General features: G+C 60.0%; 26 protein-coding genes and 3 pseudogenes. 11 read left to right on the forward strand and 18 right to left on the reverse strand.

Features of this window, described 5'->3' with window-relative positions:
* Positions 1-28: 28 nt before the first annotated feature.
* The 3 genes from PQR27_RS32375 to PQR27_RS32385 form a co-directional block, all read right to left on the reverse strand.
* On the reverse strand, positions 29-3,049 hold the full coding sequence (locus PQR27_RS32375; RefSeq protein ID WP_408527631.1) for an FAD-binding and (Fe-S)-binding domain-containing protein: 3,021 nt from the start codon (positions 3,047-3,049) through the stop codon (positions 29-31).
* Positions 3,050-3,105: 56 nt separating this feature from the next.
* A complete protein-coding gene (locus PQR27_RS32380; protein ID WP_408527632.1) occupies positions 3,106-4,392 on the reverse strand; it encodes an MFS transporter in 1,287 nt (428 codons plus the stop codon).
* 209 nt (positions 4,393-4,601) lie between these two features.
* A complete protein-coding gene (locus PQR27_RS32385; RefSeq protein WP_408527633.1) occupies positions 4,602-5,822 on the reverse strand; it encodes a pyridoxal-phosphate-dependent aminotransferase family protein in 1,221 nt (406 codons plus the stop codon).
* A gap of 161 nt (positions 5,823-5,983) precedes the next feature.
* On the opposite strand from PQR27_RS32385, the gene PQR27_RS32390 reads away from it, so the two are divergent.
* Complete coding sequence (locus PQR27_RS32390) at positions 5,984-6,688, forward strand: GntR family transcriptional regulator (protein WP_408527634.1); 705 nt, start codon at positions 5,984-5,986, stop codon at positions 6,686-6,688.
* Between the two features lie 125 nt (positions 6,689-6,813).
* Here PQR27_RS32390 and tnpC read toward each other — a convergent pair whose 3' ends face one another.
* Both tnpC and PQR27_RS32400 read right to left on the reverse strand, forming a co-directional pair.
* Positions 6,814-8,232, reverse strand: a complete 1,419-nt coding sequence (tnpC, locus tag PQR27_RS32395; protein WP_408523875.1) for an IS66 family transposase — start codon at positions 8,230-8,232, stop codon at positions 6,814-6,816.
* Positions 8,233-9,479: 1,247 nt separating this feature from the next.
* Positions 9,480-9,710 carry a hypothetical protein gene (locus PQR27_RS32400; RefSeq protein ID WP_408527635.1) on the reverse strand — a complete coding sequence of 77 codons (231 nt, stop codon included), beginning with the start codon at positions 9,708-9,710 and terminating at the stop codon, positions 9,480-9,482.
* 321 nt (positions 9,711-10,031) lie between these two features.
* On the opposite strand from PQR27_RS32400, the gene PQR27_RS32405 reads away from it, so the two are divergent.
* Together PQR27_RS32405 and PQR27_RS32410 are read left to right on the forward strand one after the other, a co-directional pair.
* The gene (locus PQR27_RS32405) at positions 10,032-10,580 is read left to right on the forward strand and encodes a PAAR domain-containing protein (RefSeq protein WP_408527636.1); all 549 of its coding nucleotides are present in this window, start codon (positions 10,032-10,034) and stop codon (positions 10,578-10,580) included.
* The gene (locus tag PQR27_RS32410) at positions 10,580-11,188 is read left to right on the forward strand and encodes a T6SS effector amidase Tae4 family protein (RefSeq protein WP_408527637.1); all 609 of its coding nucleotides are present in this window, start codon (positions 10,580-10,582) and stop codon (positions 11,186-11,188) included. Before PQR27_RS32405 ends, PQR27_RS32410 begins: the two co-directional genes overlap by 1 nt.
* 367 nt (positions 11,189-11,555) lie before the next feature.
* Here the strand turns inward: PQR27_RS32410 and PQR27_RS32415 are convergent, their stop codons facing one another.
* From PQR27_RS32415 to PQR27_RS32465, 11 genes are all read right to left on the reverse strand, one after another.
* A complete protein-coding gene (locus tag PQR27_RS32415) occupies positions 11,556-11,747 on the reverse strand; it encodes a hypothetical protein (protein WP_408527638.1) in 192 nt (63 codons plus the stop codon).
* Positions 11,748-11,755: 8 nt separating this feature from the next.
* Positions 11,756-11,893, reverse strand: a complete 138-nt coding sequence (locus PQR27_RS32420) for a hypothetical protein (RefSeq protein ID WP_408527639.1) — start codon at positions 11,891-11,893, stop codon at positions 11,756-11,758.
* A complete protein-coding gene (locus tag PQR27_RS32425) occupies positions 11,890-12,153 on the reverse strand; it encodes a hypothetical protein (protein WP_408527640.1) in 264 nt (87 codons plus the stop codon). The genes PQR27_RS32420 and PQR27_RS32425 overlap by 4 nt, the downstream gene beginning before the upstream one ends.
* A 74-nt stretch (positions 12,154-12,227) precedes the next feature.
* Positions 12,228-12,431: a hypothetical protein gene (locus tag PQR27_RS32430; RefSeq protein ID WP_408527641.1), complete on the reverse strand. Its 204-nt coding sequence runs from the start codon at positions 12,429-12,431 to the stop codon at positions 12,228-12,230.
* The gene (locus PQR27_RS32435) at positions 12,428-13,063 is read right to left on the reverse strand and encodes a hypothetical protein (RefSeq protein WP_408527642.1); all 636 of its coding nucleotides are present in this window, start codon (positions 13,061-13,063) and stop codon (positions 12,428-12,430) included. Before PQR27_RS32435 ends, PQR27_RS32430 begins: the two co-directional genes overlap by 4 nt.
* 3 nt (positions 13,064-13,066) lie before the next feature.
* Positions 13,067-13,432: a hypothetical protein gene (locus PQR27_RS32440; RefSeq protein WP_408527643.1), complete on the reverse strand. Its 366-nt coding sequence runs from the start codon at positions 13,430-13,432 to the stop codon at positions 13,067-13,069.
* Between the two features lie 33 nt (positions 13,433-13,465).
* Positions 13,466-13,927 carry a hypothetical protein gene (locus PQR27_RS32445; RefSeq protein WP_408527644.1) on the reverse strand — a complete coding sequence of 154 codons (462 nt, stop codon included), beginning with the start codon at positions 13,925-13,927 and terminating at the stop codon, positions 13,466-13,468.
* Between the two features lie 303 nt (positions 13,928-14,230).
* Complete coding sequence (locus tag PQR27_RS32450; protein WP_408527645.1) at positions 14,231-14,551, reverse strand: hypothetical protein; 321 nt, start codon at positions 14,549-14,551, stop codon at positions 14,231-14,233.
* 10 nt (positions 14,552-14,561) lie between these two features.
* Positions 14,562-15,038 carry a hypothetical protein gene (locus tag PQR27_RS32455; RefSeq protein ID WP_408527646.1) on the reverse strand — a complete coding sequence of 159 codons (477 nt, stop codon included), beginning with the start codon at positions 15,036-15,038 and terminating at the stop codon, positions 14,562-14,564.
* Between the two features lie 59 nt (positions 15,039-15,097).
* Positions 15,098-15,706 (reverse strand): hypothetical protein, encoded by a 609-nt coding sequence (locus PQR27_RS32460; RefSeq protein WP_408527647.1) that lies wholly within the window; start codon positions 15,704-15,706, stop codon positions 15,098-15,100.
* 18 nt (positions 15,707-15,724) lie between these two features.
* Positions 15,725-16,039 (reverse strand): hypothetical protein, encoded by a 315-nt coding sequence (locus PQR27_RS32465; RefSeq protein ID WP_408527648.1) that lies wholly within the window; start codon positions 16,037-16,039, stop codon positions 15,725-15,727.
* A gap of 337 nt (positions 16,040-16,376) precedes the next feature.
* Between PQR27_RS32465 and istA the strand changes: the two are divergent.
* The 8 genes and pseudogenes from istA to PQR27_RS32505 form a co-directional block, all read left to right on the forward strand.
* Positions 16,377-17,138: pseudogene (istA, locus tag PQR27_RS32470) on the forward strand (IS21 family transposase); the annotation flags it as partial.
* Positions 17,139-17,234: 96 nt separating this feature from the next.
* Entirely contained in the window at positions 17,235-17,708 is a 474-nt protein-coding gene (locus PQR27_RS32475; RefSeq protein WP_408527649.1) for a hypothetical protein, read from the forward strand.
* Positions 17,668-18,477, forward strand: a complete 810-nt coding sequence (locus tag PQR27_RS32480) for a tyrosine-type recombinase/integrase (protein WP_408527650.1) — start codon at positions 17,668-17,670, stop codon at positions 18,475-18,477. Before PQR27_RS32475 ends, PQR27_RS32480 begins: the two co-directional genes overlap by 41 nt.
* A complete protein-coding gene (locus tag PQR27_RS32485) occupies positions 18,474-19,415 on the forward strand; it encodes a tyrosine-type recombinase/integrase (protein ID WP_408522924.1) in 942 nt (313 codons plus the stop codon). The genes PQR27_RS32480 and PQR27_RS32485 overlap by 4 nt, the downstream gene beginning before the upstream one ends.
* Positions 19,408-20,403: a tyrosine-type recombinase/integrase gene (locus PQR27_RS32490; RefSeq protein WP_063500947.1), complete on the forward strand. Its 996-nt coding sequence runs from the start codon at positions 19,408-19,410 to the stop codon at positions 20,401-20,403. Before PQR27_RS32485 ends, PQR27_RS32490 begins: the two co-directional genes overlap by 8 nt.
* 245 nt (positions 20,404-20,648) lie before the next feature.
* Positions 20,649-20,897: pseudogene (locus tag PQR27_RS32495) on the forward strand (Mu transposase domain-containing protein); the annotation flags it as partial.
* Between the two features lie 276 nt (positions 20,898-21,173).
* Positions 21,174-22,604, forward strand: a pseudogene (locus PQR27_RS32500) (Na+/H+ antiporter); the annotation flags it as partial.
* Positions 22,591-22,848, forward strand: a complete 258-nt coding sequence (locus PQR27_RS32505) for a hypothetical protein (RefSeq protein WP_408527651.1) — start codon at positions 22,591-22,593, stop codon at positions 22,846-22,848. The pseudogene PQR27_RS32500 and the gene PQR27_RS32505, both read left to right, overlap by 14 nt.
* A gap of 32 nt (positions 22,849-22,880) precedes the next feature.
* Here PQR27_RS32505 and PQR27_RS32510 read toward each other — a convergent pair whose 3' ends face one another.
* Positions 22,881-23,918 (reverse strand): IS481 family transposase, encoded by a 1,038-nt coding sequence (locus PQR27_RS32510; RefSeq protein ID WP_459251665.1) that lies wholly within the window; start codon positions 23,916-23,918, stop codon positions 22,881-22,883.
* A 641-nt stretch (positions 23,919-24,559) separates the two neighbouring features.
* Positions 24,560-25,894, reverse strand: a complete 1,335-nt coding sequence (locus PQR27_RS32515) for an MFS transporter (protein ID WP_408527652.1) — start codon at positions 25,892-25,894, stop codon at positions 24,560-24,562.
* Between the last annotated feature and the right edge of the window lie 14 nt (positions 25,895-25,908).

Below are 25,908 nucleotides of genomic sequence, written 5' to 3' on the forward strand. Positions count from 1 at the left end.
GGCGCCGTCCTCGATTCACAATCCTCAATCACGCCAGCGCCATCGCCAGCACGCGCGCCACGTGAATCGCGTCGACGCCCGCGCCGTCGTGGATCTGATGACGGCAGCTCGTGCCATCGGCCACCATCAGCGTCTTGGCGTCGATCTTGCGCACCGCGGGCAGCAGTGACAGTTCGGCCATCGCCTGCGACGTGGCGTAATGCTCGGCCTCGTAGCCGAAGCTACCCGCCATCCCACAGCACGACGATTCGACGGTCGATACCTTCAGGTTCGGAATCCACTTCAACACGGTTTGCACGGGGGTGAATGCGTCGAAGGCCTTTTGATGGCAATGGCCATGCACCAGCGCCTGCTCCTTTGCCAGCGGCTTCAACGCAAGTTGCAAGCGTCCGGCTTTTTCCTCGCGCACCAGAAACTCTTCGAAGAGAAACGCCTGTTTCGAGAGCCGCTGTGCTTCGTCGCCGAAGCCGTAGTGCAGGAACTCGTCGCGCAACGAGAGCAAACACGACGGCTCCAGACCGATAATCGGCACACCCCGCTCCACGAACGGCTTGAACAGGTCGAGCATTTGCCGCGCTTCCTGCTTCGCTTCGTCGACCAGTCCCGCCGCGAGGAAGGTGCGGCCGCAGCACACCGGCCGCACGCCCTGGCGCGTGTTGAAGTGCACGCTATAACCCGCTGCCTCCAGCACCTGCTGCGCGGCGCGCGCGTTTTCCGGCTCCATGTTGTTGTTGAATGTATCGACGAACAGCAACACTTCCTTCAGCGCGCCGCCCGTTGCCGGTCGAGCAGGCACTGCCGTCGACAGAAACGATTTCCTGAAGCGCGGCAGCGTCCGTTCAGGCGCCAAGCCCACCGTTCGCTTGAACCATGCCGACAACACCGGCACATTGTCGGCGAGCGCCATCAGGCCAGGCATGCGGCTCGCCGCACCCGCATAGCGCGGCATGAACGCCACCAGCCTGTCACGCAGACGCAGACCGTGCCGCTTGACGCGCGCCGCCCGCGCCTCGATCTTGAACTTCGCCATATCGACGCCCGTCGGGCAATCGCGCTTACAGCCCTTGCACGACACACACAGATCGAGCGTGTCCTTGACGTCGTCGCTGGCGAGACCCGCTTCGCCAAGCTGGCCCGAGATCGCCAGACGCAGGGTATTGGCCCGCCCGCGCGTGACGTGCTGTTCGTCCTTTGTCACGCGATAACTCGGGCACATGGTGCCCGCGTCGAACTTGCGGCAGTGGCCATTGTTGTTGCACATCTCGACGGCCTTCGCGAGACCGCCGGAGAGATCGTTGCCACTGCCAGGCAATGTCTTCTGACCCGTCAGCGGATCGCGTTCGACGTTCCACGCGGACCAGTCAAGCGCTGTCTCGATCCGCTGCGCCTGATAACCCGGTGCGAAACGGAAATGACGCGCGTCGTCCATTTTCGGCGGACGCACGATCTTGTCGGGATTAAAGCGGTTGCCCGGATCGAATAGTGTCTTGATCTCGCTGAACGCCTGATTCAGGCGCGGTCCGTATTGCCACGCGACCCATTCGCCACGGCACAAACCGTCGCCGTGTTCGCCCGAATAGGCGCCTTTGTATTCGCGCACCAATGCCGCCGCTTCCTCTGCGATCGCGCGCATTTTCCCTGCACCGTCACGCCGCATATCGAGAATCGGCCGCACGTGCAGCGTGCCGACGCTCGCATGCGCGTACCAGGTGCCTTCCGTGCCGTGCCGGTGGAACACCTCCGTCAGGCGGCTCGTGTACTCGGCCAGATGTTCGAGCGGCACCGCGCAGTCTTCGATGAAGGAGACGGGCTTACCGTCTCCCTTCATGCTCATCATGATGTTCAGGCCAGCCTTGCGGACTTCCCACAGCGCCTTCTGCTCATCCGCGGCCGGCATTTCGACGACCGAATCGGGCAAACCGAGGTCGGCCATCAGTTCGGTCAACTGCTTGAGCGACGCGAGTTGCGCATCGCGATCCTCGCCCGCGAACTCCACTAGCAGGATCGCCTGCGGCTGGCCGACCAGCGCTTTCTCGATCACCGGCCGGAAAGCGGGATTGCTCATCGCCAGATCGATCATCGTGCGATCGACCAGCTCCACTGCCACCGGCTTCAGTTTGACGATGTGTTGCGTCAGATCCATCGCCTGCCAGAAGGTCGGAAAGTTGACCACGCCCAGCGTTTTATGCGCGGGCAACGGCGCGAGCTTCAGCGTCAATTGACGGCTGAACGCAAGCGTCCCTTCGGAGCCGACCAGCAGATGCGCGAGATTGGCGACGCCGTCGTCGGTGTAGGCGCGCGGATTCTGGCAGTCGAACACGTCGATGTTGTAGCCCGCCACGCGACGCAGAACCTTCGGCACGCGCGCCACGATTTCCTCGCGCTCGCGTTCGGCGATCTGCTTCACGCCTTCGAGTATCTGCTGCAAACGCGCGCCTTGCGGCGCCTCGCGCAGCGAAGCGAAACGCGCTTCGCTGCCGTCGGCGAGGATCGCATCGATCGCATCGACGTTGTGGACCATGTTGCCGTATTCGATCGAACGCGAGCCGCACGAATTGTTGCCTGCCATGCCGCCGATCGTGCACTGCGCTGCCGTCGAAACATCGACCGGAAACCAGAGGCCGTGTGGTTTCAACCATGCGTTCAGATGATCCAGCACGACGCCTGGTTCGACCGTCACGGTGCGCGCGTCGGCATCGAATGAAACGACATTGTTCAGCCATTTGCTGGTGTCGATCACCAGTGCTTCGCCGACCGTCTGGCCGCACTGGCTGGTACCCGCGCCGCGCGCGAGCAGCGGCACCTTCTCGCTGCGCGCGATTTCGAGCGCGATTCGCAGATCGTCCTGGTCGCGCGGCACCACCACGCCGATCGGCGTGATCTGATAGATCGACGCATCTGTCGCGTAACGGCCGCGGCTGGCTGCGTCGAACAGCACGTCGCCGCGCAATGACTTGCGCAGATGTTGCGCGAGCGGGGTCGTCAGGCGCGCGGCGGACGGCACCAGATGAATCGGCTTGACGAGTAAAGCAGAAGTGGCGTTCGTCATATCGGCGCTCTATGGGAGGACGGATTACTACCGCGTCACAGTGATCGGCGCGACGCTCAAACGCCAACACCGGTTACGGGATGCGCTTTAGTTGGTTCGTTAAGCGAAAACTTGCTTTCCGGTTGCATGCGGAACGCGAGCACCACGCCGATCGCCATCAACACCATGCTGCCGACAAACGGCAACTCCCAGCTACCGAAGTAGTCGATCAGAAAGCCGCCGACCACCGGCGAGATGATCGCGGCCAATGCCGAACCGGTGTTCATCATGCCGCTCGCGGTGCCCGAGTATTCCGGTGCGATGTCCATCGGGATCGCCCACATCGGACCGATCGTCATTTCGGCGAAGAAGAAGCCGGACGCAAGACTCGCCATCGACAGATACAGGCTGTGCGTGAACATCAGCGGCACGAGCGAGATCAGACAGAACATCATGCAGACGGACACCATCCAGCTGCGCGCACGCTTGAGGCTGCGCGTGCGGGTGAAAATCCAGTCGGTCACGATGCCGCCGAGCGTGTCGCCGATCACACCGGCAAAGAACACCACGGAAGCGAAGATCGCCGACTTTTGCAGTTGCAGGTGATAGCTATGCAGGAAGTACTGCGGAATCCAGCTGAGAAACAGCCACAAGGTCCAGCCGTAGCAGAAGTAGACGATGGTGACCGGCGCCATGCGGCGAAACAATGCTTTCCACGGCACGCCGGCGACCTTCGGCTTGGGTGCCGGCAGAACTTCGAGTTCGTCGCTCGTGATACGCGGATGATCTTTCGGATGTTCGGTGAAGGTGAACGACCACACCGCCACCCACAGCAGACTGAATACGCCACAGATATAGAACGATTCGCGCCAACCCCAGGTCGCCATTACCAGCACGATCAGGCCGGGCGCCACCGCATTGCCGATACGCGATGCAGCATGCGTGATGCCTTGCGCAAAACCGCGCTTTTCTTTCGCGACCCAGCGCGCCATCGCGGAAGTTGCTGCCGGAAAGGTGGCGCCTTCGCCGAAACCGAGCAGCACGCGGGCTGCAAGCAGGGAGATCAGGCCGCCGGCGAGTCCCGTCAGCAATGTCGCCACGCCCCAGATCGCGCCGCAGAAAATCAGCGTGCGTTTCGCGCCGAAGCGATCGCTCACCCAGCCGCCGATGATCTGAAAGATCAGATACGGATACGCAAATGCCGAAAACACCAGGCCTACTTCCGTGTGCGACAGGCCGAATTCCTTACCGAAACCGGCCGCCGCTGTGCTGACGTTGACGCGGTCAAGGTAGGTGATGAAGTACATGATGCATAGCATCACTAGAACGATACTGGTCGCACTGGTCACACGAAACCGCTTCATCGTCTCTCTCCATTGCAGTGTGTCGACGGCGCGCCTCGAATGACACGCCGCGTCGTCGCCCGTCAGCGGCGCACGCTGCGGGAACATCGCATGTTGTTCATGGGCCGCGGTCTACGCGCGGCTTCGTGAGGGAAGGACTCCCCGTCTTCCCTTGCTGCGAGGTGCTTGCCGGCTTTCCGTTGCGGTGTGTTTTGCGCGGATGACCGTGGTCAGGCCGCCGCTTTCAGACCCGACGCAGGCGTCAGCTTGCTCAGCCACTCCATAGCGGCAGGCAAGCCACTTTCCTTGAGCGGCACACCGGCGATCCGCAGTCCCATTTCGCAACCGGCCAGTGTGGCCAGCAGCATCAGGTCATTGCAGTCACCCAGATGACCGATGCGGAACATGCGGCCTTTCATCTTCCCGAGGCCGGTGCCGAGCGACATGTCGAAGCGTTCGTAGATGACCTTGCGCACCGCATCGGCATCGATGCCGTCAGGCATCATCACGCCGGTGAGCACCGGGCTGTATACCGCCGGATCGGCGCACTGGATCTCCAGCCCCCATGCGCGCACCGCACGGCGCGTCGCCTCGGCGAGACGCTCGTGACGGGCGAAGACGTTGTCGAGTCCCTCACCAAGGATCATGTCGAGTGCTTCCGAGAGCCCGTACAACAGATTCGTGTTCGGCGTGTACGGCCAGTAGCCGGTCTTGTTCATCTCGACGATATCGGTCCAGTCCCAGAAGCTGCGCGGCAACTTTGCCTGTTTGCTGGCAGCCAATGCTTTCGGCGAAATCGCGTTGAAGCTGATGCCCGGCGGCAACATCAAACCCTTTTGCGAGCCCGACACGGTCACGTCGACGCCCCATTCGTCGTGGCGATAGTCGGCGCATGCGAGACCCGAAATCGTGTCGACCAGCAGCAGTGCCGGATGACCCGCTGCGTCGATGGCGCGGCGCACGGCGGCGATGTCGGACGTGACGCCCGTGGACGTTTCGTTGTGCACCACGCACACCGCCTTGAGCGCGTGCTGCGTGTCGGCACGCAGACGCGCCTCGATCATCTCGGGCTGGACGCCGCGGCGCCAGCCTTGGATGCCGGGCAAGCCGAGAAACTCGGGCTTCAATCCGAGGCTTTCCGCCATCTTTTTCCACAGCGTTGCGAAGTGACCCGTTTCAAACATCAGCACGTTATCGCCCGGGCTCAGCGTGTTCGACAGCGCCGCTTCCCATGCGCCGGTACCGGACGCCGGGTAGATCACGACCGGTTGTTGCGTCTTGAAGATTTTCTTGATGCCTTCGAGCACCTTCAGGCCGAGTTCGCCGAACTCCGGGCCACGGTGGTCGATGGTTGGATAGCTCATGGCCCGGAGGATGCGATCGGGCACCGGGCTCGGACCCGGAATCTGCAGAAAGTGACGGCCAGCGGGATGAAAGTCTAGCTTGAGCATTGGGTTCCTCCGATTGAATTTTGCATTCAAAAAACTATAGCAGAGGATTTACGCCGTTCCCAAGGCTAAAATTGGGTGCCTGGACCGGTGTTTACCCGCGCTATTAACTAATCCGCGGGCTTCCGCTAAAATCCGGCTTACACGATGTAGAGGGCTTTTGTATGCAAAATTCGGATTTTGATGCCGGCGTGGCTGCTTCGCCACTGATGCCGAAGGTTGAGCGGCAGCGTTTGCACGACACGGTGGTGGAGCACATTCGTCGCTTTATCGTCGAGGGTGTGCTTGAGCCTGGCAAGAAACTGAACGAGCGCGAGTTGTGCGAGACGCTTGGGATTTCGCGTACGCCGTTGCGCGAGGCGCTGAAGGTCCTGGCGGCGGAGGGGTTGATTGAGATTTCGCCGAACCGGGGCGCGTCGGTCTCGAAGATGTCGGAAGCGGAGTTGCGCGAGACCTTTGAATTGATGAGTGGTCTTGAGGCTTTTTCCGGCGAGCTGGCGGCGGAGCGGATGACGGCAGCGGAGCTTGCCGAGATCAAGGCGCTGCATTACGCGATGCTTGCGTGTCGCACGCAGAATGATCTGCCGGGGTACTACAGCCGCAACCAGGCGATTCACGACAAGATCAACGAGGCGGCGAGGAATTCAGCACTGCGGCAGACTTATGTTGCTGTTAACCGCCGGCTGCAGGCGTTGCGGTTTCGGTCGAATTTTCAGATCCCTAAATGGGATAGTGCTATTCATGATCATGATGAGATGTTGAAAGCGCTTGAAGCGCGAGATGGGAAGAAGCTGAGCGCTATTCTTCGGCAGCATTTGCTTGATAAGAGGGATGCGGTTTTGCAAGTGCAATCTATAGATTTGGTTTAGGTTTTTTGCCTTTGGCGGCGGCATTTTCCTTGTGCCTGCGGCGGTGGCCTTTCCTTGTGTTCTTATTGGTCTATTAGCGTTCCCCCTGTGCGCGGGGGCACCTACTTTTCTTTGCCGCCGCGTAACTATTCAGCAGCAGCCAGAGGCGAAACGACGAACCCCGCGAAGCTCAGGGCCAGCGCATTGATGAGCGAACGGCCCTGTTTGCGTAGGGTAGCGAGGTAGGAGCGGATCGTGCAGAACGCCTGCATGCCCGACTCTGCGCGGAAGCATCCGGAGATTTTCTGTTTGAGTTTGGGCATGCGGATATCGCGTTCGGCCTGGTTGTTGTCGAATGGTACGCGGTACTCCGTAATGAAGCGCCACACCTCGCGCACGTGCGTGCGCAGGCGCGCGAGCAGGTTGTAGGTGAAGCTTTGCCTGACCCTGCCGCGGCGTTCCTTGCGGGTCGGCTCGCGCGCCTGCCGCGGATTGAGCCTTCGCGCCTGGGCAAGCAGTGCCCCGTTGCGTCGCCTGTAATAGCGTTGACGCGGCTCATCCAGCGCTGTGGCGCCCGCGGCCTGACTGAGCTGAACTTCCCGCTTTGCCTGGCAAAGCAGGTCGATCATCTGCTGGGCCCACGGTTGCTCCGTGGACTCCAGCACAAAGACCAGTTCGCGCAGATGGTGTGCATTGCATAGTGCATGTTCACACTCGTAGCGCGCGTAGGGCCCCCAGCCGTCATGTACCGCGATTCCCGGAAAGCCAGGCAGAATGCCGAAGCTGTCCAGCGCCTCACTACCACGCTTGCGGTGTGAGCCATACCAGCTCAACGCGCCGGTCGAGGCGACGTGCAGCCAGTAAGGCGTGCGTCCTACGCGCATGCTGCTCTCATCGAAATGCACCACGGGCTGCTCGCGCAGCGTCTGCCTGATCTGTTCAACCGCTGGCGCCAGCAACCGGGCCGCCTGATCAATGCTGTGCTGCACGGTACCCGTACTCACATGCAGGCCAAACAGATCCGCCAGCGCCTGGGCGGTACGCGCAACCGGCAACTGCTGGTATTGCGTCAGATAGACCGCAGCGGCGCGCACCTGAGGACCATACTGAACCGCCTGGCTCACGCCCTCGGGAAACGCGCCTGAATGGTGCTTGCCGCAGCGGCACTGCGCGATCTGCACGCGATGCTCGGTCACCTCAAGGCGCGTGGGCGGCAGATCGATCACCTGACGACCTTCAGGCAGCACGGTGATGTGAGCGCAGTCGATCCGCTGTCCACAGGCGTCGCACACCGGCGCCACCGGATGAATCTCGATGTGATCGGGCTGCGCCACGCGTTTGAGCGTCTTCCCCGGGTGCCCGGGCTGCGCGCCGGGCTTTGCGCCGCTCGTGCCGCGCAATGACTTCGGCTTGCGCCTGGGCCCATCGCCTGACGGTGGTTTGCTGGAGTTATGACTGTCCTTCTCAAGCTTCGCCTCAAGCTCGTTCAGACGTCTCACCAGATCAACGATGAGCGCGTCCTTCTGCTCCGGTGTCAGGTCCTTGATGTCGGGCATCTTCGTCATGTCCTTCACTATGCACGGCCTGCCTCAGGTTTACAACAGCTGAATAGTTACGCCGCCGCAAAGAAAAGTAGGCAAAAGAAAGCGGCTCCAACCGCCAACATTTAAGCGGCTCCCCTGGCTTGGAGGGGATCGTGGCCCCGTAGAGATTGACCCTGCGCACATCCCCGCGTGAGTGACCAGGCCGTCATGCTTCCGGCGGCGCTGCGCGCGCCGACGCGGTACTTCATCAAACCGTCCGCCGGGTTCCAAAATTCTCGGTGTGTTTCGACGCCTCGCCGAGGCGAAGCCGATGGCCCCCACCGAGCGCAACCGAAGCGCTCGGTTTCCCTGGCAGACCCATCCGCGACGCACGTAGTGCGGAGTGGGAGCGGATGACGGCTGTGTCACAGACCGTTATGGACCGAGGTGTGATCCGTTAATCGGACCACCAGCCCCTCCAAGCCAGGGGACCCACTTAAATGTTGGCGGTTTGAGCCGCTTTCTTTTGCCTACTTTTCTTTGCGGCGGCGCCCCGAAGGAAGTCCACTTGGTGGGCAAAGAAAAGTAGGTGCCCCCCCGCACAGGGGGAACGCTAATAAACCAGTAAGAAAACAAGGAAAGGCCAACGCCGTAGGCACAAGGAAATGCCGCCGCCAAAGGCAAAAGAGAAAACCAAACCCCTGCCTGGGAAGGCAAAAAACTTGTCCACGTAAATTGTTGGCAAGCCTGTGGACAACCCCCTCGCATTCGCGCCAACTATTTGACCCAGCAGAAAAAACCCCCTGCGGTTCAAGCATGAGCACCTGCCCTCGTCTCGGCCCAGCGGGCAGGCAAAAATAACCAGCCGCCCCACACGCGGCCCCCAACCTCTAGTTGTCCACACAATTTGTTCAGAAGTCCGTGGATAAGTCTTCCCCCACAGCGCTCAACCCCACGCCATAAGGCTTTGCGGGCCATGTGAGGGGAAATTGAGCATTCCCCGCTGGCCGCCAAACATCGTTCCCCCACGTTTCCCCGCACGCTGCGGCGCGGGGAAACCGCCTTTCCCCTCAATGGGAAAGGGCCGACATATTAGACATGTGTTTTGTAAAACACTCAACCTAACGGCGATTCAGGTGCCGTTTCTACAAGTCACTTGTTAAAGCAGAAAGCTGACGGGTTGGTTGTGTACGCTGCGGCGCACACACGATGGGGAACGCCAGGAACATTCCCCACAACGCGCGATGATAGGGCTACAGCTCCCAGCGCTGCCCGTCTTCCGTTACCAGCTAGGGCGTACGGCAGCACGGGTCTTCAAGCACCGGGATGCCATTGAATTCGCACTCGTCGTAATGGACGCCCGAGCGTCGCATGTGCAGTTCATCACACAGCATGCGCTTGTGGTCGGGATGAAGAACCAGCTCGACAGGTTGCTCCCCGCGATGTTCCTTCAGATACCGGTAAAGCCCATCTGTGATAAAGGCGCAGGCGCTCATGCCTGGCCGGAAACTCAATGTCATAAATCACACCCCCATGATTTTTCGATGGTAAGAAGACCGGCCTCGGCAGGCTGGCTCCGCAAGCCTCCAGACAGTTCCACGATACCTGACACGACCTGTCGAAGGTCAACCTGTGAATGCGCGCCAATGCGCCATGAATCGTTCGCGCCCCAAATCAGATTTGTCCGATATCCCCTTCGCGAAAGCAGCGTCAGCATCGCCTGAACGGGAAATGAATTCGCCGCTGCGTCGCCGGTTGCATTACCGGGCCGGTTGTTTTCGCTTACTTCATGGAGGTATCGGAATGCCTAGAAAGCAACACTACAACACGGAAGGCTTTGCATGAGGCGAGCCATCCTGAAGCTGGGCGACAAGTCCACAAACGGCGGTGTGGTCACGGAAGGCATCGACAGTTGCACACACCATGGAACGCCAATCACATTCATCGGTGCCAAGGTCTGGTGCAACGGCTGCAAGTCCGAAGGTGTGATCGGCTGGAAGGGACCACACCGGGACGCAACCATGATGGGCAAGCAGGAAGCGCTGGACGGCGATATCTGCATCTGTAGGTGTACACCGCCACCCGTCATGATCGCTTCACAGGATAGCGCCTGGCATGTGTTCACCCCTGAAGAATGGGCGACGACGGATGGTGGCGCTTCCGGCACTTCGATGACCAGCGAATATCGCGGCGCATACGACGAACAGATACGCGCCATGGGTAACGGCGCTACTCCGGGTTATCCGTACTTTATCGAAACTTCAGACGGTAGAACGAGATCAGGAAGGCTCGACGGTACTGCATTAATGCCACGCATCGATACAGACATGGCTGATAGTTACACGGTCCATTGGGGCGATGACGCTCTGGCACATGAAGGGTGGAACTAATGCCAAACAGGAAAACTGTTGTACATACAAACGACAGGCCCGGCTCAATAAAAGAAATACAGTTGAAGGCCGTCTCGTTTTCTGAATTGTGGGCAGCCTATCCTCATTCCGCACCGTGCATCGATCCGGCAACGGGGAAGCCCGCGTTCGAAGACGAGTGCGCAATTCGTTTTGGCACCTGTCTCGCGGGCGTCGGTATCACGAACAATTCGTTCAAGGGAGAGACATGCTGGTTCCACGGACATCCAAGGAGCCATATGCTTCGTGCCAAGGAAGTTGCACAGTGGTTGCAGTTACAGCCATTCGCCGGATGTCCAAAGCCGGAAACGGTGACAGGCAGTGACTGGAAAAGCAGAATCAAAGGACGTACAGGTATTGCGTTCTTTGGAAGCTACTGGCGTCGCAGTCTCAAGGAGAAGCAGCCCAGCGGAGATCATATAGACTTGTGGGACGGCGACCGCCTCACGCCGAGTGCAGAGACAACATTGCGGTTCAGCCTCGGAGTGTCGAAAATATGGAACCCTCTTTCGGCTCTAGGGATAGGCCCCGAAAATTTTTACTCTGACCTGTCCGAAGCGAAGACCATCCTGTTCTGGGAAATAAAGTGAGAATTGCGCTCGTGTACGGCGGCCTGATTGTTGCCGGTGCCATTCTGGCCGCTTTCGTGAGCCTGTGCATTGTCCTGCCCGATAGCGCCATCCCGTGCGGGGATGAATGTGGCGGGCGTGCCCTGGTTACAGCACTCTGGAGCGCAGTAGCGGGTGCAATCGCCTTTCCCGTTTGCGGATATACCATCCTTCGATCCAGACGCCGGAGCAAGGGTAACAACTAAGCACGCGTGCTGAATCGGAGCAACAAGTGACTTGAAAAGAAGGCGGCCGCACGGGAGTGGGGCCGCCTGTGGCACGTCGATGATGATGATGATAGGGGCCGCCGAAAAATACCACCGCTGCGCGGCGTCCAGAAAATCACACCCTATGATTTTTCCTCCTGCTCCCACTGGATGCCTGACCGCACGGCGTCAACGGTGAGCGTCGCAGGCGTTTCCTCGCCATCGGGTCCAGAACCGCCGACGACCAGCGCACGCCCCAGCAGCGGCTCGTAGGGGAACAGCGGCGTGAAGAACGCGCTGCATGGGGCGCTGCCGTTTGCCTTCCTCGTCCACATACAGATAGTCACTCTGCTCGGTCAGTATGGTTTCTGATGTTCTCACAGCCGATCAGTTCATAAGCGCCGTTCGGCCCTGCGAACTCGCCACTATACTCGACCTCTTCAACGGTGCATTTTTCCGGGTCAATCAGGATCGCTCTCATTGCTTTCCTCCCGTGTCGTACCAGCGCACACCCGTGTCATCGTCGTCCTCGGCAAGCGCGCGCTGCGCCTCGGTACGGGCGATCCCCTTGCCACACTCGGCCCAGCGTTGCAGGCTGTGGCGAATCTCCATGATCTGCATGGCCGTGGCATGACCCTCACGCACGGCGGCAATCGCTGCGCTGCGCGTGGTGTCGGGTGGTGCGGTAAGTGTGATACGTGCGAGCACATCGGCCTGCTCGCGCAGCGTCATACGGTACATGACTGCCTCCTTCAAGCGTGAATCCCTGCCACGACCGTGCGCATGCACGGCGCGACGCCATGGGTGGCGGTTGCTCACCGTGCGCCCCTTATCTCATCCATGCGCTCCGCGATGCGCAGCGTATCGAAGAAGTATTTCCAGCGCGTCGTGTCCTGTCCTTCCATCACGTGCGACACGCAGAGCACGCCCTTGAGCATCGCGAACTCGTCCGCGTTACCCTTGAAATACTCGATCAGTTTTTCCGTGCGGACCTTGCGCCCTTCAAGTCGTTCGCTCATACGGTCACCATGTCCCGTGCGTTCCAGTACATGCGCTCACACGCCTCCTTTTGCAGCCCGAGCGCCAGCCCTTCGGCCATGTCCCGCGCCGTCTGGCGCAGGTAGTCATCGGCCTCGGACTCGATGCCCCAGAGCGAATCGCCCACGCCATCGACCACCTCGCCGTCCTCGTCCAGCAGCTCGACCACGACACCGACCCACTGCCAGTCGTCGTTGCACCAGCCATGCAGGAACTCGAAGTCGCGGCGCACGGCCCCCGCCGTGATCTCGCCCTTCGTGAGGGGCTTCCATGGCCCGCACTGCTCCTGCAAGCGGAATCTGCCGTCATCGCCTCGCACCGCAAAAGTGACGCGACGAAGCTCTGCCAGCAGGGTTAAGCGGTGCTCATCACGCAGCCCCCAGCCATCCCGGCGTGCGATCTTCATCGACGCCTCAACGTCGTAGTAGCGACGCGAGCTGCGGTCGGTGTTCAGCACGATCTCGCCGGGGCGCTTGTCGCGGGTCGTCCAGTCGCTCACCACGCCGTGGCCGTCATGCTCTTCCCACGGTGCACCCATGCACTGATCCGCCTCGATGCGTACACGGAACGGGTAGCCACCGGCCTCGATCTCAAATGTTTCGCCTGCATACATGTTTCACCTCACCCAATACGTCATGCCGCCAAGTTCCACGGCACACCAGTCCAGACGTGCCACCTCTGCTGCGCGAACCCAGTTAACGCCGGAGAGAACCCAAGGCGTATTACAGTTCTCCTCGGCAAGCGTCCTGATATGACCCACGAACACGCTGTCCTGTACAAGGACTTCGGTTGTCCATGCCCGCGCCAGTACCTTGCACACGTCACAATCCAGTTGCTTGAAAAGCATGAACTCCGACAGCAGCACTTTTTTCTGCTCGTCGCAGTTGGCGGCATCAAGCGCCCTGAGCGCCGCGTCAAGCTTGACTAACTGTGCCCTGACGTCTTCACCCGTGATATAGCAATCTGTTTTCTCTAACAACATTGTTCGCACTCAAAATTACAAAGATCGAAAAAATCACACCCTGTGATTTCCATCGAACATGTCGATGGTGTAGCGGCAGCGTGGCGTCGTCGGCACAAAACCCGGCTCAAGCGCCACACGTTTTTCCTCGCGCAACTCATCCGCGCGCCACTCCAGACGCTTCCAGTCCACACAGTCCGAGTACGCCCGCGCAATGTCCTCGTCCATCCGTGTGCACAACACCGCGTCCCAATCCTCCATGCCCTGCTGCTTCATCACCGCCAGCAGCAGCGTTCCCAGCTCGTTGTGGTCCCAATCCTTCAGGGGCTTGGCCTTCCAGTCGTCCAGGTCGTTCGGGTAGAACGAAATGAATCCCGAGCACGACGTATGGCGCACGCGGATCATGTCCGCCAGTACGGCACCGTCCACGCGGTGATACAGCTCGCGCACGCTTGACCGGTTGATGTATGCAAAGATGCGGTCGGTTTCGAAGTTGTACTCGCGCGGGCTGACCATCTTCTCGAATGCGAGACCGCGCAGCGTGAAGTCCGCTTCCTCGGTGAACCAGTTGTCGAACGCATCGACATACGCATGGGCAATGGCAGCGTGTGCCTTGCCGTAGTCGGCACACTCGTTCAGCAGTTCGCAGAACGCAGAACGCAGTCTGATCGAGCCGCAGTTCGAGCGGCACGCATTCTTCCGCTTCGCGCTCGGTCAGGTTTTCGGCCTCAAGCTTCTCCACGCCGTCCAGTGCATCGTCGTACCACGACTCATAGAAGCCGCCGAACGGCAACTGGATGATGGTCTTTCGCTTGCTCATCACTCGCCTCCGTAGTTGTTCACCAGATACTGCTGCGCCGCATCCTCCGTCCTGTGGTGCGTCCAGCCCGTACAGTCCATGTAGCTCGGCGCGCTCATGCGGGCCAGCCAGCCGTCGCAGCGGTCAATCGTGACGCCGCCATACAGGGGCGAACCTTCGAGAAAATCCGTGAGTTCCGCCACGCTTCGCACCTCGCCACAGACGGATACCGGCACAACCTCCATGCCGCACGTCGTCTCAATCTCGAAGTAACCACCGTGATAAATCTGCGGCTTCATGAAGGATTCCTGAAAATCTGCATTAAATTCCTCCGCGCTCATGTGCTGCCCCTTACCAGAATTGAATTTCCGCGCCGTCCAGCTTGTGGATACGGCACTGCTCCGTAACCCACGCTTCAACCTGCTCAATCGTCCAGTCGCGTGGTTGCGGCTCGCGGCAATAGTCCAGGCCCTTGAGCTTGAACACCACCTGCCACTTCGCGGTCCTGCGCCATTCGGCTGTGAGGTCTGCCTCGTCAAAGCGTCGGGTGATGACGGGTCCTTGTGCGTCGTCCAACGACTGTGTAGCCCGCTCGTGAACCGCCCGTGCATTTGCGATGGTCTGCGGATTCGCGATGGCGTCGTCATGCCAGTCGTCCAGGGCGAGCATGTCCCCAAGCGCGCCTGACAGATCCGAAATCAGGACACGCTGCCCGCGCTGTTTCTCGTCCAGCCGATCGAGCTTCTCTGCCAGCGCCAGCAATTCCTTCTCTGCCTGTCTGCGGCCTTCGTCGGTTCCATCGACCAGCACAGCCATGAGCGCACGCATGGCGTGCTTCCAGTCGATCCTGATCTGTATGGCTTCCATAAATCACACCCCATGATTTTTTAAAGTGACTTGTTACCTGCAAGCTGCCGCACGACGCCTTCGGCCTGTGCCACGGACAACCCGGACAGATGAAGCGCGACACGATCCTCAGACTGCACATCCACCATCAGCGCCACGCGCCGCTCACCCATGAGCAGGCTGATAAAACGCTTCGGGCCGCGCACCATCGGCTCGCTCCCGCACGCTGTCACCAGGCGCTCCAGCGTGTCATCCTGCTTTGGCGCGCGCAGCGCCACGCGCACCAGCTTGAGCGATTGCAGGTAAGGCGGGAGCAGCCGTTCGCGTATCTGCTGCACGATGTCATCCGCCGATGCCTCACACCCGGCCATGAGTGCATAGAAGCGATGCACACCCGCCAGTTCGGCCACCTCGTCATACGGCATGGGCCATTCGCCGTTGCGGGCATGGAACGGAAAGACGCCATACACCGCAACGACGACCAGCCCCTGTTCCTCGAACTGCTGTAATTCCAGATGTGCGTCCATATCAACCTTCCGCAGCGAGAGAAGGAACACCGGCTTCGACGGTGAGGCGGTACTGCCGAACTCCAGTTCGCCTTCCAGTCCCGATGCAATCTCACGTACCTTCGTTTCAAACCCTGCGTTCATGACGTTCTCCAGAGAAAATCACACCCTGTGATTTTTCAGAATGCCCGCAGCCAGCAACGCATGCGGCCACCAGCGCCGTGCGCGTTCGTTGGCGGGATGCAGCGAACAGTTACGGAACTCACCCGTGCGGAAATTGCGCTCGGCATAGCTCGTAATCCAGCGGGGCACACCACGACTCTCGCTCGGCTCGGCCCCGCAATAGTTGTCCTTCAGCCACCGGACCAGCTCACGGAAGCCGAACGGCTCGGCGTCCAGGTCGATACCGCGTTCCGCCGCGTCGCCCAGCTCGGCGCTTTCATCCGTGACGATTTCATACGTCTCGGTGAATTTCATCGGCCATGCGTTACGCTCCCATCGCGGCGTTTTTGTGGTGATAGGGGCGTTCGCGTTTTACGGGTTCGCCCGTCACGCGCGCCATGGCCGCCGATGTTGAGCGCGCGGCAAAGCCCTGCCAGTAGTCCTCAGTCAGCACACCCGAAATGACCGGCACGCAATCGAAATCGCGGTCGAGTGGGGGGCGACAATGACTACGTCCGGTGTTGCGACATTCATCTTGGCCGGTAGTGAGGAGTCGGAGGCGGCGTAGCCGCCGGAGACGACGAACTGCCGGCGGCGCCGGATCGGCGAGGCTTAGGATGGCTGACTGAACCTAAAAAGAGGCGGTCAGCCCATGTCTGGAAGCCGCATCACCGACCAGCAGGTCCGCCTCTACATGAACCATCGCAAACACCATCCACAGAAGCTCGCTGCGGCGAAGTCAGGCATGAGCGAGCGCACGGCGCGGCGTGTCGAACACGAAGCCGGACTACCGTCACAGCAGCCCCGGCGCTACTGGCGCTCGCGCCCTGATCCGTTCGCCGGTGTCTGGGAGAGCGAAGTGGTCCCATTGCTACGCGCTGCGCCAAAGCTGAAGGCGATCACCCTGTTGCGCAAATTGCAGGAGGACCATCCCGAGCGCTTTCCGGACAGCATGCGGCGCACGTTTGAGCGACATGTCAGCCAGTGGCGCGCGCTCGAAGGCCCGAACCAGGAAGTGTTCTTCCCTCAAACGTATCAGCCAGGCGCGCGAGGCCTGTCGGACTTCACGCACATGGACAAGTTGTGCGTAACGATTGGCGGCGTCCCGTTTGACCATCTGCTGTATCACTTTGTGCTGGCGTTCTCGCGCTGGGAGTACGCCAGCGTGGTCGATGGCGGGGAGAGCTTCCTGGCCCTCGCGACCGGCTTGCAGAACGCGCTGTGGCAGGCCGGCGGTTGCCCCCGGGAACATCGCTCCGACAGCCTGTCGGCGGCCTTCAGAAACCTGCAGGAAGAGCAAGACTTCACGGTTCGCTATGCAGCGCTGCTCGAGCATTACGGGATGGAAGGCACGCGCAACAACCGTGGCATGGGTCATGAGTATGGTGTGGTAAAAAAAATGTCGCGGTGCCTCTTAATGACCCTGTATTGCCTGTCAGGTTGACGCGTCTATGGCGACATAATTTCAGGCTGATACTGATATTCCACTGATCAACATTGGGGGAATATCATGTTTGAGACTCTCTTTACGCGTCCGCATGTTCTTGCTGCCCACACGCTCGCACCCTGCGTGGAATCCAGGAAACGCTTCCTCGTACATTGTCAGGAACTGGGTTATCCGCCTAAGTCGATCCGCAAGATCGCGTGGGTCCTGCTGGTTTTTTCGCAGAGCATGGATCTGTCCCGCCCGCGGTTAATAACGCACGAGGAAATCGCGTTTGCGGTTGACCACCGGATTCGTCTCGTTCGAAGTGAGCGCACGAACGAGTCCCGCAGCTCGCGGCTTCTGTTCATCCATACCGCCACGGCCTGGCTGTGTTTTCTGGGGCGTCTGGAGGAACGGCATCCCACGAGAGAACCATTTGTTTGCTATGTCGAACACTACGTCGATTTCATGCGCGACCAGCGAGGACTCTCTCCTGCTACGATTTCAAACTGTCGTGATGAGATCGGTCATTTTTCTGGCGATGGTCTGCCGCCCTGACAGGGCAATTGATGCTCTCACTATCCACGACGTCGACACCTACCTCGCGTACCAGGGCAACCATGGCTGGTCCAGAGTGTCATTGCACGCGCTTGCGAGCACGCTGCGCAATTTCTTCCGGTATGCAGAAGGACAAGGCTGGGCCACCAACGTTGCGTGCGGCATTGAAGCACCCGTGGTGTATAGGGAGGAGGGTTTGCCGCTCGGGCCAGATTGGGATGACGTGCAAAGATTCGTCGCCAGTTTTGTCGGCGACAGTGCGATCGATCTACGCAACCGTGCGATGATCATGCTGCTGGTTGTCTACGGACTGAGGCGCGGCGAGGTGGTACTGCTCCGTCTGGAGGATATAGACTGGTGCGGCGAGATCCTTCATGTCCATCGTCCCAAGCAGCGTTGCACACAGCAATATCCGCTGGTGGCAACAGTTGGGAATGCCATTCTGCGTTACTTGAAGGAGGCGCGTCCACGAAGCGCTCATCGTGAGCTGTTCCTGTCGGTTGAGGCGCCGATCCGACCGTTGTCACCTGCGCGCGTAAGCGACATTGTCCGATCGCGTCTCGCAGTGCTTGGCATCGACATCCCGCGGCGTGGCGCACATTGCCTGAGGCATGCCAATGCCCGGCACTTACTCGATGCTGGTTTTGCCCTGAAGGAGATCGGCGATCATCTCGGCCATCGCAGCGCTTCGTCGACGAGAACCTATGCGAAGGTTGACCTGAGCGGACTGAGGCGTGTGGCCGAAATCGATCTGGGGAGTTTGCTATGACGCTCTCCGAAGTTGTCGCCCAATACGTGAGCCACAAACGGGCGTTGGGCATGCGCTTTGATTCCGAAGCGGCCACGCTTGCCTCATTCTGCCGCCGGGTTGATGGCAACATTGATGTGACGTCGGTCACGCTCAGGCATGTACATGACTTCCTGACTGGCAACAGGCCGCTGACTAACCATTGGCGCAAGAGAAGGTCGGTACTTGACTGCCTGTTTCGTTTTGCCCTCTCGCGTGGGCATGTCTCGGCTTCTCCACTTTCTCCCTACAGTCCGGAATTGCCGCCACCGCTGATACCCTATATCTATTCGCAGCAGGAATTAAAGCACCTGCTCGACGTGGCTCCGGCGGCATGCAGTCCATACGGTCTGCTGGATGCATATGTTTTGCGTGCACTCATTCTGATTCTGTATGGCGCTTGCCTGCGCCATGGCGAAGCCTTGCGGCTAACCATGCAGGACGTCAATCTCGACGAAGCCGTCCTGCATGTGCACGAGAGCAAATTCTATAAATCGAGGCTGGTTCCGCTAGGCGCAGATCTGAATAGTGCGATGCGAACCTATGCCCGGCAACGCAACCAGAGATTTGGGCAGGCACCGGCTGCGCCGTTCTTCTGTTTCCGCGATGGTCGCCCTGTGACCCAGAAAGCTGTGTGCAAGGCCTTTCAGCGACAGCGCGCCCTGGCAAACATCCAACGCGAAGGCTGTGCGTCCTGCCAGCCGAGGCTGCATGATTTGCGGCACTCAGGCGCAGTGCACCGGCTAATCGCCTGGTATCGCGGTGGCGTGGAGTTGCAACTGTTGTTACCGCAACTGGCCACCTATCTCGGCCACATCGATCTCGCGAGCACCCAGCGCTACCTCACTCTGACGCCCGAGTTGCTGAATGAAGCGGGCACGCGCTTTGAAACTTACTTCCTTGAGGTGCATCATGAATAACTCATCTCTGCTGGGTCCGTGGATCCGGCGGTTCCTGATCGAGTATCTGGTGGGCGAACGTAACCTTGCCATCAATACGCAAAAAAGTTACCGCGACATGCTCATGCTGTTGCTTCCGTATCTGGCCGCCAAGGTCGACAAACGGATCGACCGCCTGAGCGTTGATGATCTCTCCGCGCAAATGGTCCGCCTGTTCCTGACGCACATGGAAGAACAGCGCCACTGTATGGTCAGCACACGAAATCAGCGGCTCGGCGGCATCCATGCGCTGGCTCGTTTCATCGGCGAACATGCACCGGAATACGTCGAATGGTGGGCACAGATTCATCTGATTCCCGTCAAGAGAACCAGTCGGCCGGAGATCAGCTACCTTAGCAGGCAGGAAATGGACGCCCTGCTCGCAGCCTCTGACATGAATACAGCACAGGGGCAGCGCGAACATGCGTTACTGCTCTTCATGTTTAATTCAGGAGCGCGTGCAAGCGAAGCCGCGCAGCTCAGGATTGGCGACATTGACTGGCACACGCGTTCGGCCAGCATCGTCGGCAAGGGGAACAAACATCGCCGCTGCCCGCTCTGGAAATCCACAATCGAGGCGTTGCGCTCACAGACTGAAGGCAGGGCCGCCGCCGAACCTGTGTTCCTCAACCGGTTCCACCAGACGATGACGCGCTCCGGCATTCATGCTCTGGTGAAGCGCTGCGCTATTCGTGCTGCAGCCAGCGCGCCGTCACTCGCCGGCAAGAATGTGCACCCACATGTGATTCGGCATACAACCGCTTCGCTACTACTGCAGGCCGGTGTCGACATCAATACGATACGCGGCTGGCTTGGGCACGTGTCGTTGGAGACGACCAACATCTATGCCGAGATCAACCTGGAAACAAAGGCGCGGGCGCTGGCGACATGCGAAGTGCAAGGCAATGCCGAAGTACAAAAACAATGGCGTGATCAGCCCGACCTGATGGCCTTCCTCCGCACCCTGTAGCCGAATAATATGTGCTGTTCGATTTCCGCAAAGACGCTGCCTTGGCCTCGTTGGTTATCGACCAGCACATTTTTTTTACCACACCATACTCGTTTTTATGGGCTCGAGCCCATAATCACGAGAATGGCAGCGTCGAATCCTCGCATCGCTATCTGAAGGATCAGGTCGATCAGGCACTGGAGTTGCGCGGTCACCGCGATTTCGCGGACCGGGCCGCGTACGACGAGTTCGTGCGCGGAGTGGTGATGCGCCGCAACCGGCGCAATGCTGCAGCGTTCCAGATCGAGCGCGAACACCTGCTGGATCTGCCTGAGCACCGCACCACCGACTTCGCCGAGGAAGAGGCACGCGTGACACGCTGCGGCACGTTCACCGTACGTTGTGTCCTGTACAGCGCCCCGTCGCGGCTGATCGGTCATCGCCTGAAGGTACGCCTCTACAGTGACCGGCTCGATTGCTATCTGTCCGGCGCGCTCGTGCACAGCACGGCAAGAGCCACGCGCACGAGCAAACGGCGCGGTCGCGGCATCGACTACCGGCACTTCATCGATTCGCTCAAACGCAAGCCGCAGGCCTTCAGGGGCCTCGCGTTCCGTGACGATCTGTTTCCGCGTGAAGCCTACCGCCGCACTTGGGAGCGCCTGGAGGAGGCGCTGACGCCGCGCCGCGCATGCAAGACCATGGTGGGCCTGCTTGAGCTGGCAGGAAACCACGGCGTCGAGGCGCAACTGGCGCTGAGGCTCGATGCATTGCTCGAACTCGGTGAACTGCCCGATCTGAAGGCGTTGTTCGATGAGTTCCTGCCGCCCCTGCTCATGGATGGCGCGTACTTCTCCGTGTGGGACGAATTCAAACGCAATCTCGGCGGCATCCTCCTGCTCGCGATCGGCGCAGTCGCCTTCACGACGCTGGCGGTCGGCCTCGTCGCACATTGGGTTGTCCCCGCCTTGCCGTGGGGCGCATGCTTCGCGCTCGGCGCGATCGTCTCGCCACCTGACGCGGTCGCCGCCAAGGCGGTGCTGGAGCGCGTCGCGCTGCCGCGCCGGCTGATGGTGCTCCTCGAAGGCGAGAGCCTGCTCAACGACGCCGCCGGCATCGTGCTGTTCCGCTTCGCGGTCGCGGCGGCATTGACCGGCACCTTCAGCGCGCAACACGCGATCGGACGCTTTGCGGTGCTTGGACTGGGCGGCGTCGCGATTGGCGTCGCGGTCGGCTTCGCAGTCGTGAAACTGCTGCGCTTTCTCGATGACGCTTACCTGATCATCACCGCGGCCACGCTCTCCGCCTGGGTCAGCTATATCGTCGGCGACGCGCTCGACATGTCCGGCGTCATCGCTACCGTCAGTTGCGGGATGGTGCTCGGCTGGCATCAGCACGAAATCTTTTCGGCCTCGGTACGCATGCGCGGCATGGCCTTCTGGCAGGTCATCATCTTTCTGATGGAAGCGCTGGTCTTCATTCTGATTGGATTGTCGCTGCGCGGCGTGATCGTGCGGCTAGGCGGTGTCGGCGATACTTTGAGCGCATTGGCGCCTGCTATCGGCGCCGTGATCGCAGCCGTTGTGCTGTCGCGCTTCGCGTGGGTGTTTGCCGTCGAATCGTTGAACGGATTGCTGTGCAAGCTGACACGACGCGCGGGTGGTGCGCCTGACTGGCGCTCGGCCACGGTGACGAGTTGGGCCGGAATGCGCGGCGTGGTGACGCTTGCCATTGCGCTTTCGTTACCCGAGGCGATGCCCGGGCGCGATCTGATTCTGGTCGCGTCGTTCGCGGTCATTCTCGTGACCGTGCTGGGACAGGGGATCACGATTGGTCCGTTGATTCGCTGGGTGAAGCCGGATGACACCTCGGAGCACAACGCCGAGCATCTGACGGAGCCGCAGGCCTGGGCACGGCTCGAGGCGGCGCAGTTTGTCGCGATTCAGCCATTGGTGCATGGCCCGGACGGGAGCGTGATTCATCCACGATTGCTCGAGCAATATAGCTATCGTGCACGCATTACCGAGGAGTATCAAAGCGAAGCCGCTTTTCCTCCCGATGCCCGCAACGCGCATTATGACGTCGTGTTGGGCGCCGTCTCTGCGGGACGTGCGGAGTTGTTGCGGATGCATCGGGCGGGGTTGATTCATGATGAATTGCTGACACTTCTCGAGCGTGATCTGGATTTGCAGGAGATCACGGCTTTACATGGGAGAGGGTGATGGTTTTGCCTTTGGCGGCGGCATTATTTGGTTTGCCTTCGGTGTTGGTTTTTTTCTTAGCGGCCTATTGGCGTTCCTCCTGCTGATTGCCTACGGCGTTTGGTGTCTCTTTTCTTATTGGTTTATTAGCGTTCCCCCTGTGCGGGGGGCACCTACTTTTCTTTGCCTGCCGCAAAGAAAAGTAGGCAAAAGAAAGCGGCTCCAACCGCCAACATTTAAGTGTATTAGCCTGGACTTGATCTGACAGGTAGTCGGGGAAGCGAAGCAAAAACTGAGTTAGTGAGGGATCAGTTTCTCCCTGGCTAGTTCGAGTGAATCGAGGAAGGTGCGCATGGGCGTCTTGCCATAGCACCATCGCCCCTGATGTTCGCGCTCATTGTTGTACTGGTCAAGCCATGCGTCCAGATCGGTCTGCAGGGCAGCGATCGTGTCATAGATCTTCCTGCGGAAGGCGATGCGGTAGAACTCGTTGAGCATGGTCTTGTGAAGCCGCTCGACGATACCATTGGTTTGTGGAGAACGGGCTTTGGTACGGGTATGGTCGATGTTCTCCACAGCCAGATAAAGCTCGTATTCATGGTGTTCCGGGTTGCCACAATACTCGGTGCCGCGGTCTGTTAGCACCCGTGCGAGCGGGATGCCGTAGCTGTCGAAGAACGGTACGACGCGATCGTTGAGCAGGTCGGCGGCTGGCAGCGGCGTCTTACGGTCATAGAGCTTTGCAAATGCCACCTTCGAGTAGGTATCGACAAAGGTCTGCTGATAGACGCGGCCCACGCCCTTGAGCGTGCCGACGTAGAACGTGTCCTGGGCGCCACAGTAGCCGGGGCATTCGGATTCGAATTCCCCATGTGTTTCCTTTTCCAGCTTGGCGCGCTCGAGCGCTGCCAGCTGCGATTCAGTCAGCACCAGTCCTTCCTGGGCGGATTTGGCCTCCAGCGCCTTGAGACGCTTGTTCATGGTCTGGAGGTCATGACGCAACCAGACGCCGCGTACACCCTGTGGCGACACGCTCAGGGCATGGCGTTTGAGCACTTCATTAGCGATACGGATCTGGCCGTAGGCGGGCAGTTCCAGCGACAGTTCGAGCACGGCGGCCTCGACCTGCGGATCCACGCGGTTCTTTGGCACCGGGCGATGGCGGGAGATTTCCTGCAGGGCCGCTTCACCGCCCTTATCGTACAGTTCCTTGAATCGGTAGAAGCTGTCGCGCGAATAACCCATTACACGGCAGGCCTGACTGACGTTGCCCAGTTGCCGGGCCAACTCCAGCATCCCGACCTTGACGCGGATGACTTTCTGTTCCTGAGTCATGGTGGACTCCTTGCGGTTCGCCGCGCGCGTTGACGCTTCGGGCTACGCCCTTCGCGACCACGCGCAACAGCACGAGAAACCGACCACTGTCAGATTTAGTCTAGTTCACTACAATTTAAGCGACTCCCCTGGCTTGGAGGGGATCGTGGCCCCGTAGAGATTGAGCCTGCGCACATCCCCGCGTGAGTGACCAGGCCGTCATGCTTCCGGCGGCGCTGCGCGCGCCGCGGCGGTACTTCATCAAACCGTCCGCCGGGTTCCAAAATTCTCGGTGTGTTTCGACGCCTCGCCGAGGCGAAGCCGATGGCCCCCACCGCGCACAAACGAAGCCCCCGGTTTCCCTGGCAGACCCATCCGCGACGCACGTAGTGTGGAGTGGGAGCGGATGACGGCTGTGTCACAGGCGGTTACCGGCTGCGGCGTGATCCGTTTATCGCACCACAATCCCCTCCAAGCCAGGAGACCCGCTTAAATGTTGGCGGTTTGAGCCGCTTTCTTTTGCCTACTTTTCTTTGCGGCGGCAAAGAAAAGTAGGTGCCCCCCCGCACAGGGGGAACACTAATAAACCAGTAAGAAAACAAGGAAAGGCCAACGCCGTAGGCACACAGCAAATAGTGCCACCGCCAAAGGCAAAAAAACGATCACCCTTTCACCACATCCCTCTCCCTCAACCCCGCCGGCAGGCCCCAAATCACGATGACGCCACAAACCAGAGTCATTACCCCAATCGCATACAAAGCCGGCGTCGTGCTGCCGGTCAAATCCCTGATTCGCCCCACCATAACGGGGCTAACAATCCCCCCAAGTTGCCCGAGCGTATTGATCAAGGCAATCCCACCAGCCGCGCCGGCGCCCGTGACAAGCTTCGGCGGCAACGCCCAGAACGCCGGAATCGAAGCTACCACGCCCGCGCCCATCACAGCCAGCGCGACGACCAACAACGTCGTCTGCTTGTCGAAGAACCCAGCAGCAAAAAATCCAACCGACGCCATCATCAGCAACCCGAATACAAACTTGCGCCGCTCGCCAGTCGCGTCCGACAACCGCCCCACCACCACCATGCAAATCGCGCCGCACACATAAGGCACCGCCGTCAGCAATCCAATCACCGTTGGATTGTGCGTCCCCGCCACGCGAATCAAATGCGGCGCCCAGAAATTCAACCCGTACGACGCCACCTGAATCAGAAAGTACACGAGCCCCAGCGTCAAAAATCCCGGTGTCCTGATCGCGCCCAGCAACGAATGCCCCGTGCCCGGATGACGGCTTTGCTGCGCTATCTGTGCCGACAGGTACGTCTTCTCCGACGACGACAACCAGTCAGCATCTTCAATGCGGTCCTTCAACACCTTCAGCACGAGAAGTCCCAGCACGATGCACGGTAACCCACCGAGCAAAAACAGCCAGTGCCATCCAGGCATGCCAAGCACACCGTTCATATGCCCAATCACCAGACCGGCAAGCGGCGCACCGACCAGACCCGAAAACGCAGACGCCAGAAACAGCATCGACGTAATGCGTCCGCGATAGCTCGGTGGAAACCACAACGTCAGGTAATACAGCACGCCCGGCGCAAAGCCGGCTTCCATCGCGCCGATCAGAAAGCGCAAGCCGTAAAACTGCCATTCGTTGTTGACGAACACCATGGCCGCCGTCGCCAGCCCCCAGGAAATCATGATCCGTGCAATCCAGCGACGCGCGCCGACCTTGTACAGAAACAGATTGCTCGGTACTTCGAACAATACGTAGCCGATCACGAACAGGCTCGCTCCGAGACCATAGGCGGTATCGGACAGCCCAAGATCGCTCTGCAACTGGAACTTCGCGAAGCTGATGTTGATGCGATCAAAAAATGCGAACAGATAGCAGATCATGATCAGCGGCATCAACCGCCACGCGACTTTGCGGATGATTGCCGCGGCGTCGTGTCCGCCAAACTCACGGCTGCCGGTTGCGACTGCGCCCAGGTCACTCATGCTTGTCTCCAATG

Origin of the sequence: Paraburkholderia fungorum (genome assembly GCF_046027215.1) — a bacterium.
Taxonomy (GTDB): Bacteria; Pseudomonadota; Gammaproteobacteria; order Burkholderiales; family Burkholderiaceae; genus Paraburkholderia; species Paraburkholderia fungorum_D.

Coding starts and splice junctions, on each gene's coding strand:
- PQR27_RS32410 (WP_408527637.1), top strand. CDS start 10,580: ATGCCAAACAGGAAAACTGTTGTACATACAAACGACAGGCCCGGCTCA.
- PQR27_RS32510 (WP_459251665.1), bottom strand. CDS start 23,918: ATGACTCAGGAACAGAAAGTCATCCGCGTCAAGGTCGGGATGCTGGAG.
- PQR27_RS32475 (WP_408527649.1), top strand. CDS start 17,235: ATGTTTGAGACTCTCTTTACGCGTCCGCATGTTCTTGCTGCCCACACG.
- PQR27_RS32480 (WP_408527650.1), top strand. CDS start 17,668: ATGAGATCGGTCATTTTTCTGGCGATGGTCTGCCGCCCTGACAGGGCA.
- PQR27_RS32400 (WP_408527635.1), bottom strand. CDS start 9,710: ATGACATTGAGTTTCCGGCCAGGCATGAGCGCCTGCGCCTTTATCACA.
- PQR27_RS32430 (WP_408527641.1), bottom strand. CDS start 12,431: ATGAGCGAACGACTTGAAGGGCGCAAGGTCCGCACGGAAAAACTGATC.
- PQR27_RS32460 (WP_408527647.1), bottom strand. CDS start 15,706: ATGAACGCAGGGTTTGAAACGAAGGTACGTGAGATTGCATCGGGACTG.
- PQR27_RS32465 (WP_408527648.1), bottom strand. CDS start 16,039: ATGAAATTCACCGAGACGTATGAAATCGTCACGGATGAAAGCGCCGAG.
- PQR27_RS32415 (WP_408527638.1), bottom strand. CDS start 11,747: ATGTGGACGAGGAAGGCAAACGGCAGCGCCCCATGCAGCGCGTTCTTC.
- tnpC (WP_408523875.1), bottom strand. CDS start 8,232: ATGACGAAGATGCCCGACATCAAGGACCTGACACCGGAGCAGAAGGAC.
- PQR27_RS32380 (WP_408527632.1), bottom strand. CDS start 4,392: ATGAAGCGGTTTCGTGTGACCAGTGCGACCAGTATCGTTCTAGTGATG.
- PQR27_RS32420 (WP_408527639.1), bottom strand. CDS start 11,893: ATGAGAGCGATCCTGATTGACCCGGAAAAATGCACCGTTGAAGAGGTC.
- PQR27_RS32450 (WP_408527645.1), bottom strand. CDS start 14,551: ATGAGCGCGGAGGAATTTAATGCAGATTTTCAGGAATCCTTCATGAAG.
- PQR27_RS32405 (WP_408527636.1), top strand. CDS start 10,032: ATGAGGCGAGCCATCCTGAAGCTGGGCGACAAGTCCACAAACGGCGGT.
- PQR27_RS32375 (WP_408527631.1), bottom strand. CDS start 3,049: ATGACGAACGCCACTTCTGCTTTACTCGTCAAGCCGATTCATCTGGTG.
- PQR27_RS32435 (WP_408527642.1), bottom strand. CDS start 13,063: ATGTATGCAGGCGAAACATTTGAGATCGAGGCCGGTGGCTACCCGTTC.
- PQR27_RS32385 (WP_408527633.1), bottom strand. CDS start 5,822: ATGCTCAAGCTAGACTTTCATCCCGCTGGCCGTCACTTTCTGCAGATT.
- PQR27_RS32490 (WP_063500947.1), top strand. CDS start 19,408: ATGAATAACTCATCTCTGCTGGGTCCGTGGATCCGGCGGTTCCTGATC.
- PQR27_RS32505 (WP_408527651.1), top strand. CDS start 22,591: ATGGGAGAGGGTGATGGTTTTGCCTTTGGCGGCGGCATTATTTGGTTT.
- PQR27_RS32425 (WP_408527640.1), bottom strand. CDS start 12,153: ATGTACCGTATGACGCTGCGCGAGCAGGCCGATGTGCTCGCACGTATC.
- PQR27_RS32440 (WP_408527643.1), bottom strand. CDS start 13,432: ATGTTGTTAGAGAAAACAGATTGCTATATCACGGGTGAAGACGTCAGG.
- PQR27_RS32445 (WP_408527644.1), bottom strand. CDS start 13,927: ATGGTCAGCCCGCGCGAGTACAACTTCGAAACCGACCGCATCTTTGCA.
- PQR27_RS32485 (WP_408522924.1), top strand. CDS start 18,474: ATGACGCTCTCCGAAGTTGTCGCCCAATACGTGAGCCACAAACGGGCG.
- PQR27_RS32455 (WP_408527646.1), bottom strand. CDS start 15,038: ATGCGTGCGCTCATGGCTGTGCTGGTCGATGGAACCGACGAAGGCCGC.
- PQR27_RS32390 (WP_408527634.1), top strand. CDS start 5,984: ATGCAAAATTCGGATTTTGATGCCGGCGTGGCTGCTTCGCCACTGATG.
- PQR27_RS32515 (WP_408527652.1), bottom strand. CDS start 25,894: ATGAGTGACCTGGGCGCAGTCGCAACCGGCAGCCGTGAGTTTGGCGGA.